The sequence below is a fragment of the Alcaligenes sp. Me129 genome (assembly GCF_050487245.1).
Taxonomy (GTDB): Bacteria; Pseudomonadota; Gammaproteobacteria; order Burkholderiales; family Burkholderiaceae_B; genus Alcaligenes; species Alcaligenes phenolicus.
In genome coordinates, this window is the sequence record NZ_JBKQGX010000002.1 from 173,645 (window position 1) to 186,786 (window position 13,142).

A 13,142-nucleotide genomic window follows, 5' to 3' on the forward strand; every position below is an offset into this window, starting at 1 on the left:
AGGACCGGGTTGGAACCACTTAGCCTTTGGTGCCCCAGATGTCGCGACTGATCGCGGCATACCAGGCCTCGCCATACTGGGCTTCCTGCTTGCGAAAGGCCGGGCTGGCTTCTTTAGGGCTGACCCCGCCGGACGCTTCAGCCAGCTTGTCATCGGCAAAGGCGTACAAGTGCCCCACAGAAATGCCATAGTCGGGAGCGATCAAACTGTAGCAGGTATTGCTCAGTGTGGCCTGTGGCGCAGGCTTGCCGCTCAAGGCATTAATGATGGCAGCCGCTGCCAGCTTGGCTTGCGTATTGGCAGAGAAACCGGACTTGGGCATGGGTGAGGCAATGGTGGCATCGCCCACCACATAGATGTCCTTGACCTGTTCGGACTCGAAGGTATGCGGGTCAATTGGCACCCAGCCGCTGGCGTTGGTGACACCGGCCTGTTCGGCAATGGCTCCGGCTTTTTGTGGCGGGATCACGTTCAGCACATCGGCTTTGTGGATCTCGCCAAACTCGGTTTCCACGCTCAGCTTGGCGGCATCCACGCGCGTGACTTTGCCGTCTTTGGAGAAGGGCACCCATTCGATCATGTCGCCATAGACTTGTTTCCAGCCATCCTGGAACAGGCCCTGTTTGGAGAAGCTGTCTTTGGCATCCAGAATCAGGATCTTGGATTTGGGTTTGTTCTGCTTGAAGTAATGAGCCACCATGCTGGCGCGCTCGTAAGGGCCGGGCGGGCAGCGGAAGGGGTTTTCGGGGGCTACCATAATGAAGGTGCCGCCGTCGGGCATGGCATCCAGCTGACTTTTCAGCAAACGGGTTTGATCGCCCGCTTTCCAGGCGTGCGGGGCCAGCAAGGAAGCGGCTTCGTCATAGCCTTCCAGCGTGTTCCAGCGAAAATCAATACCGGGTGAGAGCAGCAGCTTGTCGTAAGACAGCTTCTGGCCCTTGGCCAAGGTCAGGGTTTTGGCCTGGGAGTCGACCGCAGTGGCCAGGTCGTGAATGACATCGATACCGGCTGCGCGCAAATCATCAAAGCCGTGGCCCTGCTGTTCAAAACGGCGCAAGCCGGCCAGATACAGATTGGTGAACGGGCAGGTGTAAAAGGTGGTGGCCGGTTCAATCAAGGTGACTTTCAGGGATGGATCACCGCGCTTCAAGTAACGGGCAGCGGTTGCACCGCCAAAGCCGCCACCGACCACAACGACATGGGCCGAGCTGCTGCGCGCGTACACAGGCAGGGTGCTCAAGGCCAGACCAGCCACACTGGTTTTACCGACACGGCTCAGCCACTGGCGACGGGAGGAGTTCAAGGGGGTGCTCATTCTTAACGTCCTTCCGCAACGCTGCGAGGGGTGGAGGAGACTGCAGAGAAATAACGTGCCAGGGCTTCCAGATCCGCATCCTGGTAGCCTTTGACCAGGCGACTCATGATGGTGGTGCCAGCCGGAGGCGTATCGGAGGCAAAGGCGCGCAGTTGCTCCAGCAACACCGCTTCGGGGCGGCCAGCCAGCGAGGGAATGATGGTCGTGGAACGCCCATCCGGGCCGTGACAGTTCGCACAGGAGCTGGCCACCGTTTTGATGTCCTGCGTGGAACTGGCCCAGGCCGGTGCGGTGGCACTGCTGGCCACGAGCAAGGCGGGGGCAAAAAGGAGACGACCTACCAGAGAGAGGGACATGGGCATTCTTCTTGTCAATGTGCATCGTTGTAGGAAAGGACGCTCAGCGTAGCATTCCCCTTACGCCCACCTTGTATGACTATATAGAACACTGTTATGAACTCAGCGCCCGTTAAGGGCGCTGAATGGGGCAGGTCAGGGGGCCGGGCTGGAACTGGTCCGCAATCAGTCGCTGATGCTCAGCTCCGTCTGGCCGGTAATGACAGCGCCTTGATCGTCCGTCCAGCTCATTTCCAGAGCCCCGGAGTGTCGTGCAACAAAGGTGAATTCAATATACGGGTTTTGGGAAATCGCTGTTTCCGGCTGCCAGTTGAACAAGGGCTCGCCGTTAAAGGTGGCCTTGAATTCGTGGATGATGTTGCGCGGCACAACCTGGCCTTCCTTGCTCAGGCGCAGACCGCTTTCCATACGGTGTTCGACCAGGGCGCGCACGCGCACAATGTCGCCCGCCTTGGGCTTGGCATTGCTGATCCAGATACGTGGTTTACTCATGAGTGCCCCTTGTTTACATGCCGCAGCCGCCAGCAGTCACCGTGATGTGATGCTGGGCGCTCAGGACGCGGCCATCGCTTAACCGTGCCAGGGCGCGGATGGTTTGGGTTTCAATCAGGCGCAGGCGAACTGCTACTTCCGTTGTTCCGGCCAGGGCGGTGAAGTTGAAGCGGCAGGCCAGCGGATGCGGGTTGCCCTGGGCCAGAATGATCAGTTCCTGGCAATACACATCGTCGCTTGCGGGCAAGTCCAGCACCACTTTGACGGGCACTGCGGCGGGGTTGTCGCCCAGAGCGGGCATATCCAGCTTCATGCCTTTTTCTTCTGGGCTGGCGCCTTTCAGGAACTCGTCCACAATGGCTTGGACCTGGGCCGCAGTGGCCGGTTTCAGCAATTGGTCAAAGGCGACTTGCGCATGCAGATTGAGGGGTAGCCACGCGGCACCCAGTCCGGCGGCACTGCCCAGTACAAGCTGGCGGCGGCGGACAAAACGGGAGGGAAGTTTAGAGGAAGTCATTGAAACGGGTCTTGATCCACTGGAAGTCTTCTTGAACAAGGTCGGGGGTACGGACATCCATGTCGATCTGGGTTTGCAGAACCTTGCCGCTTGCGTCCAGCTCGTATTCAAACTTGACCGAGATTTCTTCTTGCGGATCTCCGTTGACCATCATGTAGCAAAGATTATCCGGCAGCACGGGCACCACTTCCTTGCCCGCGATACGTTCGGCCAGGTTCTGGGAAACAATCTTGGCTACGGCGTGTGCCACGTGGGCGCTCTTGGGGTAGTGGCCGAACTGGTCGGAAATAAAGCCCATGGAGTCCCCCACCACGTAGACATTGTCGTCGTCGCGGGCAGTGAACAGGCGTGGGTCAATATTGGCCCAGCCCGTGGGTTTGCCATCGGGGCCTGTACCGATCAGGCCTGCGTTCCAGACCATATCGGCGGCCTGGTGCGGGGGCATCAGCACCGCGTCGTCAAAATCAAAATCGCCGGCGGTGGTCTTGATGTGCTTCTTGAAGGGATCGACCTCACGCACTCGGGCATTGGGGACGTGGGTGATGATGTCCGGGTACAGCTCCTGGAAGGCTGCGCGGTATCCCTCGCCAATCGGGGCAATGGTGGGCTTGGGGTCCAGAATGATGATCTTGCCCGGAATCTTGTTGGTCTTGATATGCCAGGCCATCAAACAGGCGCGCTCGTAGGGCGAGGGCGGGCAGCGATGCGGTGGCGGGGGCAGCGTCATCACAATGGTGCCGCCCTTGAAGGCTTTGAGCTTGTTCTTCAAGGCAAACATCTCGGCATTCGGGATGTAGGCGTTGGGAAAGTGCTGGCGGGTGTATTCCGCCGCGTAAGTGTCATTGCCAAACCAGGCATCGTAGGCATTGCGTATGCCGCCCGACAGGATCAGGTAGTCGTACTCCAGCGCGCCTTGGGTCGTGCGCACGGTTTTCTTGTCGCGCTCGATGGCGGTGACTTCGGCATGAACCAGGCTGTAGCCGTACTTGATGGAGGGCGCCAGCATGTCGTGGTTCAGGAAATCCGTGTTGACGATGTCAATCAGCCACTTGTTGCTCATGGGGCCGGACCAGAACGTGGGGTTGCGTTCGATCAGCACCACTTGTGCCTGGGGCACCAGCTTGGACAGGTACTTGGCGGCCGTCATTCCGCCCCAGCCGCCCCCACAAATGACAATGCGCGGGCCCTTGGTGTGGCGCGGCAGGATCTGGCTGGTGTTGGTGATGATGGCGGGGGCCGAGAGGCTGGCAGAGGGCAGAACCAGGGTTCCAAATGCGGCAGCCGGCGTGGCCAGCAGGAAGTTTCTACGATTCATTGTATGTTCCTCGTGATCATGACATGACACACGTCAATCAGGATAAGTAGACCGCTAAGTGCGAGCCAGTATAGCCAAGAGTGCTTTGATTGCGTGGGGATTTTTTATAGGCTGAAGTAAGTTGTTCAGGCCTCAAATACCGTTTGGCGCTGAAATGGCGGCGCTTTTCCCCAGGCGTTCTTGTGTTGGAGATGGCAGGGGCAACTGGCCCGGACATGGTGCGCAGTGGCATCCCGGATGCAAGGGCGGCGCTAGACAAACAGGATGGACAGGCTCAGGAAACAACAGAATTTCCGGATTTTTACAATTAAAAAGTAACGGAGCTATCTTTGTGGACGCAATCGGAGGATAGTTCAGGGAGAGAAAATTTTTTTCTCTGATCGTTATTACATTTAGGACTTATTTTGAAGACAGAAATTGGTATTGTGAAGTGGTTCAACAGCGAAAAAGGCTTCGGATTCATCGTGCCGGAGAACGGCGGCAAGGATCTCTTCGCACACCACAGTGAAATTCAGGGAACCGGGTTCAAAACTCTGGAAGAGAACCAACGCGTTTCCTTCATCGAAGGTGCAGGCCAAAAAGGCCCATGCGCAACTAAAATCCAAATTCTTTGATGATGGGCTTGCCTGAAACAGGCAAGCACCTCGTCAAACAGAAAAGGCCGGACCCTGATGGGCTCCGGCCTTTTTTTATTGCGTGGCTTGGTTTTAGTTGCCCTGGTCGGCAAGGGGCACGGTCAGACGCGCTTCCAGCCCGCCACTTTTGCGATTCAGCAGCTCCAGCGTTCCGCCATGCTGGGTGGCGATCGCGTTCACAATCGACAAGCCCAAGCCGTAGCCCGCCTGTTGTTGCGAGCCGCGCCAAAAACGGTTCATGGCCAGATCCCGTTCGCTGTCGCTTAATCCGGGACCGTGGTCCAGCACCCTGAGACGCAGATAGCCCGGCTCTCCTGCTTCAATCCGCAGGCTGATCGGTTGCTGGGCTTTGGTATAGCGCAAGGCATTGTCGATCAGATTCTGTACGGCCACTGTCAGCAGGGATTTTTCAATCTGCACCGGGCCGGGTTTGCTGCGTATATCCAGCGTGATCTGGTCTATGGTGTCGCCGTAGATGGCTTTAAGGGCATGCAGGGCAGCGTATACCGCCTCGTCGGCCTGGCTACTTTCCATTCGGGCGCTTTGCCCGTCCAGCCGTGCCAACTCCAGCAGCCGCTGCAAAATGTTCTGTAGCTGTTGCACGCCCTGGTCTGCCTGGCTCAAGGCCGTATCCAGCGTGTTGCGTTCTCCAGGACGCTGGGCAGCCAGATGGGCAACTTGAATATGGGTTTTGATTCCGGTAAGGGGTGTACGCAGTTCGTGGGCAGCGCTATCGGTAAAGCGGCGTTCGCGCATGATGGCGGCTTGTTGCCGCTCCAGTAGTTCCTCAAGGGTTCGCAGCAAGGGTTGCAGCTCAACCGGGACGTTGACTTTGGGCAGTGGGCTGTCGTCCCCGGGACGACGGCGCGACAGCATGTCCCGAATTCGCTCCAGGGGAGCCAGGCCGTGACCGATACCAACCCACAAAAGCAGCAGGCTACCAAACAAGGCCACGACAAAGGGCAGGCCAGCCGAGAGCATGATTTCCCGTACCAGTGCTTCGCGTATTTCTATGCTGTCGGCGGCGGCAATCTGAATATGGCCTTCGCGCAGCACAAAGGTGCGCCAGCGCTTGCCACCATGCACGTGCGTGCCAAAGCCCAAAGCCACTTGTGACATATCCGGGCTACCCGCAGTTCGGCTGACCGCCTGAATTTCTACTTCGCTGCGCACCACACTGATTTCGCAAGCCACCCCATCTCGGGCAATGATGTCCAGGGGGCGCTCTGCGGATTGGGCCAACTCCTGCAAGTTTGGAAATTGGGCAACCAGTCCAGCCACCATGCGGGCCGATGCTGCCAGTCGGCTATCCAGCGCTTCACGCAAGGAGTGGCGTGCATCCATCAGCATCCAGGTGGCGACTGCACTCCAGAGCACGGTCAGGGAAATGCCGATAACCAGCAGCAATCTAAGGCGTAGGCTCATGGTGTGAAATACCTAACCGGCAGGCCCCAGTTTGTAGCCCAGGCCCCGCACGGTCTCGACAATATTGCTGCCCAGCTTGCGGCGCAAATGGTAGATGTGCACATTGATGGCATTGCTTTCCAGATCCTGATCGTAGCCGTAGACGCTGTCGCACAGTTGTTCGGCACTCAGGATGGTGTGCGGTTTGCTGAGCAGGGCACGCAACAAGGAGAGCTCACGTCGCGCCAGACTGACTGGCTTGCCGTCCAGGGTGACATGGCCGGTGGAGGCACAGAAACTGAGCCGCCCATATTCAATGCAATCTGTTTCGTGGCCCGCTACACGTCGTGTCAATACATGCAGGCGTGCCAGCAGCTCGTCCAGGTCAAAAGGTTTGATGACATAGTCATCGCCCCCACCCAGCAGCCCTTCAACCCGGTGATGCAGGGCGTCGCGAGCCGTCAGAATCAGAATGGGCAGTTTACGGCCTTGTTCGCGCCAACGCCGCAGCAGCGTCAGCCCGTCCTGATCAGGCAAACCCAGATCCAGAATACAGACATCAAAGTGCGAAGACAGCAAGGCCGTGTCGGCCAGGCTGGCCGTGCCCACGTGGTCCACGGTCAGCCCATGCAGTCGCAAGCCCGCCACAATTCCGCTGGCGACGAGCGCATCATCTTCAACAAGTAAAACGTGCATTCTCCCCCCTGTGGTAAATGCGGCTTGTGCAGGCAAAGCCTGATGTTTATTACGTTTCGGCGTTCATGTTAGCAGTCTTGGGGGCAGGGGCGAGAGGGAAAGTTCTCTTAATTTGGCCTTAATCCTGATCCTCTACTGTGATGTAGATTGCATTGCATTTGTATCTCGGTACTTACTTTTTTAATAAAACCGGCTTGGGCAATGACGTTTCTTTAGGCTTAGCCGCATGACAGATATCGGGCATTTATTCACATGACTCCTATATTAGGAATATTACTGGCGACCAGTTTTGTCGCCTCTTTGGTGGCACTGGGCATTCTTGTCTGGGCCGTGGCAAACAAGCTGATCTTCGTTGGGAAGAACGAAGCTGAGACCATCTTCATGAAAGGTGAGCTTGGTCAGCCGGATGATAGTGCTTCCTTTGGGGGGGAGAATGAAGCACAGACACATCGCTTTGACGTTTTGCGTGCCGGTATTGACCGCAGTGGTCGGGGGCCGGTTCTGCTTCTGGTCACGGTCGGGATTACCTGGCTGCTGATCGGTTCGGTGTTTGGCGTGATGGCCTCGCTGAAATTGCATTGGCCCGATTGGCTGGCCGACGTGGCACAAGTGACCTTTGGTCGTGCGCGTACCTTGCACCTGAACATCGTGGCTTACGGCTGGTTGTCGGTGACCGGGATTGGCGTGGCCCTGTGGTTGTTGCCGCGTATTTTTCATACGCCTTTGCGACGTCCCAATATGGTGTACTTCGGCGCCGCCTTGTGGACCCTGGGGGTATTGGGCGGCACGATTGCCGTGGCCAATGGCTGGTCCGACGGGATCGAGTGGCTGGAATTCCCCTGGCAGATCGACATTCTGTTGGCAGTAGGGGGCTTTTTCCTGGCCTGGCCTGCCATTGAAACCGCCGCCAACCGCAAATCGCGCCACATCTATGTGTCGGGCTGGTACTTCCTGGCCGGCATGGTCTGGTTTCCCTTCCTGTTCCTGGTCTCCAACATCCCCGGTCTGCACATCGGTGCTCAGCAAGCAACCGTGAACTGGTGGTTTGCTCATAACGTGCTGGGTCTGTGGCTGACGCCTATGGGTGTGGGTGCGGCGTACTACATCATCCCCAAGATCATCGGCAAGCCCGTGTATTCCTACAACGTGTCCTTGCTGGGTTTCTGGAGTCTGGCGCTGTTCTACAGCCAGGTCGGTATTCACCACTTGATGGGCGGTCCGGTGCCAACCTGGGCCGTCACCTTGTCCGTGGTGCACAGCATCATGATGTTTGTGCCGGTGATTGCCGTGGCCATTAACCAGCACGTAACCGTTGCGCAGAACCTGTGGGCCTTCAAGCAATCCATGGCCCTGCGTTTCGTCTGGATTGGCGCGCTGATGTACACCTTGTCCTCCTTCCAGGGTTCGCTGGAAGCCATCCGCTCGGTGAACTCGGTCACGCACTTCACGCATTACACCGTCGGTCACGCTCACCTGGGCGCCTACGGCTTTGTGTCCATGGTGATGTTCGGCACGCTGTATTACATGATGCCGCACATTCTGGGACGTCGCTGGCCCTTCCCGGCTCTGATCAAAACCCATTTCTGGCTGGTGACGGCAGGCTTCACGATCTACGTGCTGGCTCTGAGCATTGCCGGTGTGGTGCAGGGCATGGGCTTGATGGACCCAGGTTCAAGTTTTGGCGAGATCACTCGCAAGATGGTTCCGTATCTGGAAGCCCGCTCTATTGGCGGCACCATGATGACACTGGGCCACTTTGTCTTTGCGGCTCACTTTGCCTTGCTCTTGCTGCGCAAAGGTTCCGCTGTTAATGCGACTCCTACACTTGCTCGGGCAGATGCGTCATGAATCGACTCTTACCTTTACTAATCGGGGCCATTGGCGTGTTGCTGCTGGCTACCTTGATGCTGGTGATTTTGCCAGCCTGGCAATTGCGTACCTCGGAACCGCCGGAGCAGTTGCAACCCTATACCGCCCAGCAACTGCTGGGGCGTGACGAGTACGTGGCCAACGGCTGTTTGTACTGTCACAGCCAGCAGCCACGCTCTACCGGTCAAACCCTGTTTGATACGGCACGTGGCTGGGGCCGTGCCTCCACACCGGGCGATTACTTTTACGATTCGCCCCACCTGCTGGGCACCATGCGTACCGGTCCGGACCTGTTTAACGTCGGTGCGCGCATGAAAAGCCGTGACTGGCATTTGACCCACCTGTATCAGCCCCGTGCGATTTTTGACTGGAGCCTGATGCCGTCCTATCCCTATATGTTCGAGCTGAAAGACCAGGTTTCCGAAGGCGATGTAGTGGTGCGTTTGCCAGAGTCCCTGCAGCCTGCGGGCAAGCATGTGGTTGCTCGCAAGGAAGCGCTGGACTTGGTGGAGTACCTGCTGGCTCTGGATCGCACCTATGCGACCAGCGCGCAGGAACTGGATAAACGTGACCGTGGCTACGATCGTCGCCCCGCTGAAGCCTCGACGGATTCGGGCGCTAAATAGGACAAGTCATGACAATGGAAAAAGTTTCTAGTTCGCCCCAGGTCGAGAACATCGACCCCACCTTCGAGCCGTGGGAACCGCCGCGTCCCATTCCAATCTTCCTGTTGGCTGTGTTGTTCGCGTTGGCCTTGGCCGGTGTGGGTCTTTACCTGCACGATCTGGCGCCACATGCCGCAGCGGACAAGCCGACCGCCGCTATTGTTGCTTCCAATGCAGGCGACACCCCTGTGGTGCCAGCCATCCCCGCACTGAAGGATGCGCCCGTACTGGTGCATTCGGGGCAGGGCAGTGTGTGGAGCTGTGCTTCCTGCCACGGCGAGGCCGGTGAAGGCGCAGGCATCACTCCTCGTTTGGCCGGTATACCCGAGGCGTATCTGCTCAAGCAGCTGGAGGATTTTGCTCAAGGTACACGCCTGAACGAGTCCATGCAGTACGTAGCTCGCGGTTTGAAGCCTGAGGATATGAAAGAGCTGGCTGCTTACTACGCCAAGCTGCCTGCTCCCGCCATTAATGTGCCCAGTTCGGAAGCGAACCTGGCCCGTGGCGAAGCCCTGTTCCATAAAGGGGACTGGAAGCAGAACGTGCCTGCATGTATCAGTTGCCACGGCAGTCAGGGTGAAGGCGTAGGTACGTCTTTCCCGCCGTTGGCTGCGCAACAGGCCGAGTACTTGTTCAGTCAGTTGTCGGCCTGGAAAGGCGGCCATCGTCACAACTCGCCGCAAAGCCTGATGGATGACATCGCATCGCGCTTGTCCTACGAGGACCTGTATGCGGTTTCCTATTACGCCGCCTCGCTGCCAGCCAATGGCAAGCAGGCGAAATAAGATCAGAACAGAGAGCTTTTTATGAAAGACACTCAAAAAAATGGTCGCAGCAAATCCACCATGTCGGGTGGACGCAGACTGGCCTGGGGGGCCGGTATTGGTGTGCTGCTTTTTGCGATTGGCTACGGTTTGAATGCCAAGGGCTGGTTGTCCTTTTCCTTGGGTTCGCCCGACAAGGGCACCATCCAGCTTGGCGAGGCCACCTATAGTCGTGAGGCCATGGAAGCCGATCGCAAGGCACAGAGCAAGGACAAGCATTCGGTCACGGCTGGTATGCCGGTAGGCGCAGATGGTTACTACGTGCCACCGCCAGAGAGCAGCATTCCGGATACGCCGTATGGCGAGGCGGTTCGTCGCGGTCACAAGATCTTTATGGAAACCTCGACCACGGTGTCGGATCACGTGGGCAATACTTTGGCTTGTGTGAACTGCCACCTGGACGGTGGTCGTCGTGAACACTCTGCGCCTATGTGGGGAGCCTATGTCAGCTATCCCGCCTATCGTGCCAAGACCAAGGCGATCAGCACGCTGGAAGATCGCATCATTGGCTGTTTTACCTATTCCATGAATGCGCAGGCCTCGCCCTCGGGTGTTGCGCCGCCCGCTGGCAGCGACGTGTATCGTGACTTGATGACTTATATGTACTGGATGTCCGATGGCGCGCCTACGGGTCAGAAGTTGCCGGGTGCTGGTTTCCCCAAAGTTAAAAAGACCGAACTGGGCTATGACGTAGCACGCGGTAAAGAGGTCTATACCAACAACTGTGTCTTGTGTCATGCGGTCGATGGCCAGGGGCAGAAGGATGCCGAAAGTGGTGTGGTGTTCCCGCCTTTGTGGGGCCCCAACTCGTATAACTGGGGTGCAGGGATGGCTCGTATTGATACGGCTGCTGGTTTCATCAAGGCCAATATGCCTTTGGGTAAACCGTTCTCCTTGTCCGATCAGGATGCCTGGGACGTAGCGGCTTACATCAACAGTCATGAGCGTCCCAAGGATGCTCGTCAGAAGGGGACGGTTGAGCAAGCGCGTGTGGAGTTCCATGATGGCGAGGAAAGTTACTACGGTAAGGAGGTGAACGGCGTGATCTTGGGTGGGGGCATGGAGAAGTAAGCCTTTGGCCTGTTTGCTGTTTGTTTGAAGATGAGGCCGCCTCAGTTTCTTTTGGGAACTGAGGCGGTTTTGTTTTGGGCTTCTTCTTCTTCTTCTTCTTCTTCTTCTTCTTCGTTTTCCTGAGTGTTGAGGAGTGGGGGGTGTGGAGCAGGAGGGTTGGGAGATAAGGAGTGCAGAGAGCCTGCATGTTTAGATAGTGACTCGTGAAAACGCCGGTCTGGGCCGGGGGGCCGTCCTCCGGGCTTGGCTCCTTGCCGGTGCTGCGCACCGGTGCCCTGGTCAGGCTTGCTATTCGGGCGCATCCTGAACTCGCGAAAGTGCCTTGTCCCCCGGACAAGGCACAAGCATTTCGCTCAAACAGCAGGACGCTTGAACCCCGAATAGCAAGCCCGCCTGCGGCAAGAAGCCTGAATCGCCCAGAGGACGGCCCCCCGGCCCAGACCGGCTCACAATGACTATAAAACTGAGACTTCCGTCCTTTTGGGGCCTGGCTGTATGTGGCTTCTTTCTGCTGCTCTAAGTGCGTTGGGAGCTGGAAGGGTGTCGAGGTTTGCTTGTTGACCGTCACTTTCAGCAGTTGGCGGGTAGAGGGTGTGGGGGATAGAAAAATAGGAGCCCACTACTAGCTATCGAGTGCCTGGTGTTTTTATGGGAGTATGAATCTTGCTGAGGATATCCCGGCCTAACAAGCAGTCGTGCGTAATCTTGAGCTTGTCGTTTGTTTTTGAAGCCGAAGCGCTCGTCATGATGGTTGTTGTTCAGGTAGGCATAGATACCGCGAGAGACGAGGCCAGTACCGACATTGACGAAGACAGGTTTGTACGTCCATCAGACGTAGTGTCGTTGATTCCGTGTTCAAGGCGAGTCGAACATCAGCCATTAGCGATTAGCCATTAGCCATCAGCACTCAGTAAACCAATAAGCAGCAATCAGTTGCCGCATAAGGATTGTCTTTGCAAATAATCGCTGAGAGCTGTTTCGGTCCTGCTGGGGTGTTGGGGCGATTCAGAGTACTGGCCGCAGGCGAGGGCTCGATCGGGGGTACAAGCATCCTGCTGTTTGAGCCGGACGCTTGTACTTGGTCCGGGGGACCAAGTACCCGGCGAGTTCAGGATGCGCCCCGATCGAGTTCTCGACAAGGGTACCGGCGCGCAGCGCCGGCCAGTGCTCAGCCCCGACACCCCAGCAGGACCGAAACAGCGCCTTCCCAGAGACTAATTAGGTAAAAACAATCTCTAATTGAGAGCGAAGAGCCGAAAGACGCTACAAAGCCACCAAGCGCTTCAAATCCAACAAGGTGAAATGCCCATGATCCAGCCACCCGCCGGTATCAATGAAAAACACATTCCCTAATTGCCGCATCTTGTGCGTCGTCTGATGCCCATGCACCAAAGCCCGAAGACCCTCTACCATGCCATCGTAGCCAGTCACATAGCGATCCCTGGACCACATACAGACATAGCGGTCATTGGCATCAAAACCCTCGGTATGAATGTGCTGCCAATTGTCGTAGGGAAAGTCGGCATGAACCATACCCACCAGTCCCAAGGGCGTTTCTATTTCCATCGCCAAAGGCAGGGCTTGCAGACGTTGAGCGATCAGTGCCTGCTCGTCCGAGGTGCAATCGTCCAGCCATAGCCCACCATGCACGCGATGATCCACTTCCTGAATAGGCTGCCCAATCGCCCGCCGCCAGGTCAGCTGCTCGTGATTGCCACAAATCGCATGAAACCAGGGCAGGTCCAGCCACTCCAGAACATGATGCGACTCCGGACCACGATCCACCAGATCGCCCACCGAAAAAAGGCGGTCCTTGGACGGATCAAAACGAATCCGCTTTAAAGACGTTTTCAGCTTGGAGAAGCAACCGTGAATATCGCCAACCGCAATATCGCGTCCCAAGGTGTTCTGGCTGAAGTGTGCTACCTGCATGATGATGAAACCCGGACTAGATGAAACGTGCTCATCACGGTACTCAGAGCA

At 57.2% G+C, this 13,142-nt stretch carries 13 protein-coding genes; 5 read left to right on the top strand and 8 right to left on the bottom strand.

Annotated features, from left to right (window positions below; all coding sequences use genetic code 11):
- Window positions 1-19: 19 nt before the first annotated feature.
- The 5 genes from ACLPGZ_RS02830 to ACLPGZ_RS02850 form a co-directional block, all read right to left on the bottom strand.
- Window positions 20-1,315, bottom strand: coding sequence for an NAD(P)/FAD-dependent oxidoreductase (locus ACLPGZ_RS02830; protein ID WP_026484494.1), 1,296 nt, complete (start codon window positions 1,313-1,315; stop codon window positions 20-22).
- Between the two features lie 2 nt (window positions 1,316-1,317).
- Complete coding sequence (locus tag ACLPGZ_RS02835) at window positions 1,318-1,671, bottom strand: c-type cytochrome (protein ID WP_239055348.1); 354 nt, start codon at window positions 1,669-1,671, stop codon at window positions 1,318-1,320.
- 165 nt (window positions 1,672-1,836) lie between these two features.
- Entirely contained in the window at window positions 1,837-2,163 is a 327-nt protein-coding gene (gene soxZ / locus ACLPGZ_RS02840) for a thiosulfate oxidation carrier complex protein SoxZ (RefSeq protein WP_239055349.1), read from the bottom strand.
- A gap of 13 nt (window positions 2,164-2,176) precedes the next feature.
- Window positions 2,177-2,680: a thiosulfate oxidation carrier protein SoxY gene (locus ACLPGZ_RS02845; RefSeq protein ID WP_088452464.1), complete on the bottom strand. Its 504-nt coding sequence runs from the start codon at window positions 2,678-2,680 to the stop codon at window positions 2,177-2,179.
- Window positions 2,667-3,995, bottom strand: coding sequence for an NAD(P)/FAD-dependent oxidoreductase (locus tag ACLPGZ_RS02850; protein WP_429640982.1), 1,329 nt, complete (start codon window positions 3,993-3,995; stop codon window positions 2,667-2,669). The genes ACLPGZ_RS02845 and ACLPGZ_RS02850 overlap by 14 nt, the downstream gene beginning before the upstream one ends.
- 404 nt (window positions 3,996-4,399) lie before the next feature.
- On the opposite strand from ACLPGZ_RS02850, the gene ACLPGZ_RS02855 reads away from it, so the two are divergent.
- Window positions 4,400-4,609: a cold-shock protein gene (locus ACLPGZ_RS02855; protein ID WP_009461028.1), complete on the top strand. Its 210-nt coding sequence runs from the start codon at window positions 4,400-4,402 to the stop codon at window positions 4,607-4,609.
- Window positions 4,610-4,702: 93 nt separating this feature from the next.
- Here ACLPGZ_RS02855 and ACLPGZ_RS02860 read toward each other — a convergent pair whose 3' ends face one another.
- Together ACLPGZ_RS02860 and ACLPGZ_RS02865 are read right to left on the bottom strand one after the other, a co-directional pair.
- Window positions 4,703-6,055 (bottom strand): ATP-binding protein, encoded by a 1,353-nt coding sequence (locus ACLPGZ_RS02860; protein ID WP_060186959.1) that lies wholly within the window; start codon window positions 6,053-6,055, stop codon window positions 4,703-4,705.
- A 12-nt stretch (window positions 6,056-6,067) separates the two neighbouring features.
- Window positions 6,068-6,730 (bottom strand): response regulator, encoded by a 663-nt coding sequence (locus ACLPGZ_RS02865; protein WP_021446792.1) that lies wholly within the window; start codon window positions 6,728-6,730, stop codon window positions 6,068-6,070.
- A gap of 252 nt (window positions 6,731-6,982) precedes the next feature.
- Here ACLPGZ_RS02865 and ACLPGZ_RS02870 point away from each other — a divergent pair, with 252 nt between their 5' ends.
- From ACLPGZ_RS02870 to ACLPGZ_RS02885, 4 genes are read left to right on the top strand one after another with little or no spacing between them, the layout of a single operon-like run.
- Window positions 6,983-8,578 carry a cbb3-type cytochrome c oxidase subunit I gene (locus tag ACLPGZ_RS02870; RefSeq protein WP_031232271.1) on the top strand — a complete coding sequence of 532 codons (1,596 nt, stop codon included), beginning with the start codon at window positions 6,983-6,985 and terminating at the stop codon, window positions 8,576-8,578.
- Entirely contained in the window at window positions 8,575-9,225 is a 651-nt protein-coding gene (locus ACLPGZ_RS02875) for a cbb3-type cytochrome c oxidase subunit II (protein ID WP_009461016.1), read from the top strand. Before ACLPGZ_RS02870 ends, ACLPGZ_RS02875 begins: the two co-directional genes overlap by 4 nt.
- An 8-nt stretch (window positions 9,226-9,233) precedes the next feature.
- Entirely contained in the window at window positions 9,234-10,049 is an 816-nt protein-coding gene (locus ACLPGZ_RS02880) for a c-type cytochrome (protein WP_026484488.1), read from the top strand.
- A gap of 21 nt (window positions 10,050-10,070) precedes the next feature.
- The gene (locus tag ACLPGZ_RS02885) at window positions 10,071-11,159 is read left to right on the top strand and encodes a c-type cytochrome (protein ID WP_239055351.1); all 1,089 of its coding nucleotides are present in this window, start codon (window positions 10,071-10,073) and stop codon (window positions 11,157-11,159) included.
- Window positions 11,160-12,422: 1,263 nt separating this feature from the next.
- Here ACLPGZ_RS02885 and ACLPGZ_RS02890 read toward each other — a convergent pair.
- Entirely contained in the window at window positions 12,423-13,091 is a 669-nt protein-coding gene (locus tag ACLPGZ_RS02890; protein WP_035268369.1) for a metallophosphoesterase, read from the bottom strand.
- Window positions 13,092-13,142: the final 51 nt, after the last annotated feature.